Genomic DNA, 657 nt, shown 5'->3' on the forward strand with positions numbered 1-657 from the left:
TTTTTCGCACGGCCGGCGGCATTCATGATCTTCGTTGACATGAAGATCATGGTGTCAGGCTCACCAGGAGTGTCCGGTACTCCAGCAAGGCATCGATCAGACCCGTGACAATGGGATTACGGGGCATTTGACCCAGCTCGGCAAGAATTGAATCCGTCTGTTCCAGCGTAGGCTGGGCGTCGACAGCGGCGACGAGTGTGACCAGTCTGCTCATGGGCGGCCTTTCAACGACTCACAGTCGTGAAGCGACGTCCATTTGACCAGCACCTCGTGTGGCTGGGTCGCCTCACCGGATACACCTGCCAAAACGGCACCGCGTGGCGGGTTCACCATCACTTTTCGTTCCATGCCCTTCAGGGAGGAGCCCGGCTCCTTTGTCGGGCAGTGGTACAACTGACGTTACCGTAAAAAACGGTAGAGCTGCGGTGTTCCCGTCGGGTTGAATGGTCGTTACGGCGAGGTAACAAAGTTTGCGCCCAGTAGTCAGATCGCCCGCGGTCCGGTGGATGCCTGCGGGCTGATTGCGCTATTTGTACATGATGTGCTGGCCGGTGCATCCCCATTGCTTCCCGTGACGCTCTCCGAGGGTATCAATCCACCGCCGTTGCGCATCCGTGGCGTCGGGTGCCACCGCGTCGGGTGCCACCGCGTCGGGTG

The 657-nt window shown here is 59.7% G+C and carries 1 protein-coding gene; it reads right to left on the reverse strand.

Annotation, left to right across the window (positions count from 1 at the left end; all coding sequences use genetic code 11):
• Positions 1 to 46: 46 nt before the first annotated feature.
• Entirely contained in the window at positions 47 to 214 is a 168-nt protein-coding gene (locus U9980_RS19385; protein WP_322748934.1) for a hypothetical protein, read from the reverse strand.
• Positions 215 to 657: the final 443 nt, after the last annotated feature.

Origin of the sequence: Protofrankia sp. Cr1, from assembly GCF_963555865.1 — a bacterium.
In the GTDB taxonomy this organism is placed as follows: domain Bacteria; phylum Actinomycetota; class Actinomycetes; order Frankiales; family Frankiaceae; genus Protofrankia.